This is a genomic window from Rhodoplanes sp. SY1 (genome assembly GCF_046000175.1).
In the GTDB taxonomy this organism is placed as follows: Bacteria; Pseudomonadota; Alphaproteobacteria; order Rhizobiales; family Xanthobacteraceae; genus Rhodoplanes.
Genome location: NZ_JBEOMB010000090.1, coordinates 1 through 2,017 on the forward strand (window position 1 = coordinate 1; position 2,017 = coordinate 2,017).

A 2,017-nucleotide genomic window follows, 5' to 3' on the forward strand; every position below is an offset into this window, starting at 1 on the left:
GGTGCTGCGGACGATCCGGCCGAAGTATGCGTGCCGCGGCTGCGAGAGCGCCGTCGTCCAGGCGAAGGCGCGGCCGCGGCTGCTCGACGGCGGCCTCGCGACGACCGCGCTGGTGACCGAGGTCGTGGTCGCTCGCTACGCGTGGCACATGCCGTTCCATCGTCAGGCCCAGAGGATGGCCGGGCACGGCATCCGGCTCGACCGCTCGACACTGGCGGGCTGGGCGAAGCGGGCGGCCTGGTGGCTGAAGCCGCTGTACCTTCTGCAACTGGCGGCCATCCACCGGCAGCCGCGGGTGTTCTGCGACGAGACCCGGATGCCGGTCCTCGAGCCGGGACTTCGGCACACCCACACGGGGCAGTTCTGGACTCATGCGGCAGACGATCGCGCCTGGTGCGGACCTGCGCCACCGATGGTCGGCTACATCTACGCCGACGGGCGCGGTGCGACCCATGTGGACAAGCAGCTCGGCCGCTTCGAGGGCGTCCTGCAAGTCGACGGCTACGGCGCCTACAAGACGCTGGCCAAGGCGCGACCGAAGCTGACCCTCGCCTTCTGTCTGGCGCATGCGCGTCGCAAGTTCATGGCGTCGTACAAGGCCGGCTCGCCGGTCGCGCGCGAAGTGCTGGAGCGTATCGCCGCCGTCTACGCCGTCGAGGCACGGGTACGTGGCCGCCCCGCGGCGGAACGCCTCGCGGCACGGCAGGCAGAGAGCGCGCCGATCATGGCGGATCTGAAGGCCTATCTGACGGCCCGGCTCGGCGAGCTCTCGTCCGGGTCGGGACTGGCGAACGCCGTGAAGTACACGCTCGGCCACTGGGACGGGCTCGTGCGCTTCCTCGCCGACGGACGCCTGGAGCCCGACACCAACATTGTGGAGCGTTCGATCAGACCGGTCGCCCTGGGCAGGCGCAACTCGTTGTTCGCCGGCAGCGCGGGCGGCGCCCAGACTTGGGCGATCCTCGCCTCGCTGGTGAACACGGCGATGCTGAACGGCCATGATCCGTTCCGCTGGGCTGCACGACGTGCTCGAACGGATCGTCTCCGGCAGGACCAGGATCCATCAGCTCGACGAGTTCCTCGCCTGGAACTGGGCGCCCGCCTCGTCGGATCCCGCCTCGTCGGGACTCGCGGCCTGATGCCCCGCCGACCTCGAGCGAAGCCCGGTTCGGTGATGGCGACCTCGGCGATGCCGCTCGACCGTCTCGATCGCTGGCTCGCGGAGCGGGCTCCTCGGCCGCTCGCCCGCAACCTCGCCATGTTCGACGGGTTCGTCACCGCCGTCGTCGCCGGCCCCGTATCGATGGCGCCGCCGGATTGGGTCTGTCCGCTGCTCGGCGTCGACCGGGCGGACTTCAATCACGGTGACACACCGGAGTTCGCCGCCATCTGCGCGGCTGCGACACGCCACAACGCAGTCTCCGCCACGCTCTCCGACTCCCCGGATCGCTTTGCTCCGCTCCACCACACCGGACCGAACGGAGAGGTCGAGCCGCGCCCATGGTGCATGGGCTTCAAAGCCGCGATCGACCTCCAGCGTTCTGCCTGGTCGCCACTTCTGAACCCCGGCGACATCCATCACGGCCTGCTGTTGCCGATCCTCCTGCACTGCGTCGACCACCAGGGACGACCCGTGCTCGGTCAGCCGCGCCCCGGGCCCGAGACCGCCGCGTTCCTGCGCGAAGCACACCACGACATCCCGATGTGTGTGGAAGCTATCCGTCAGTACTGGATGCCGACCCGCTTCGGAACCCGCCGCTGAGGCGTCGACCGTCCGCTCCATTGCCGGGACGTGGGGTCCTCGCGCCGCTTACGCATGAAGGACGAGGCGCTGGAGGAGGCGTTGCTCGCCGACCCGAAGGAGTGCGCCGAGCACTTGATGCTGCTCGACCTCGGCCGCAACGATGTCGGCCGGGTCGCCGAGATCGGCAGCGTGACGGTGACGGACCAGTTCTTCATCGAGCGCTACAGCCAGGTGATGCACATCGTCTCGAACGTCGAGGGGCGGCTCGCCGCC

Annotated in this window: 1 protein-coding gene and 1 pseudogene; both read left to right on the plus strand. The window is 69.6% G+C overall.

Going from position 1 to position 2,017, the window contains the following annotated elements; translation table 11 throughout:
- Position 1: 1 nt before the first annotated feature.
- Positions 2-1,762 (plus strand): IS66 family transposase, encoded by a 1,761-nt coding sequence (tnpC, locus tag ABTU92_RS21275; protein WP_408093628.1) that lies wholly within the window; start codon positions 2-4, stop codon positions 1,760-1,762.
- A gap of 57 nt (positions 1,763-1,819) precedes the next feature.
- Positions 1,820-2,017 (plus strand): annotated as a pseudogene (locus ABTU92_RS21280) (chorismate-binding protein); the annotation flags it as partial.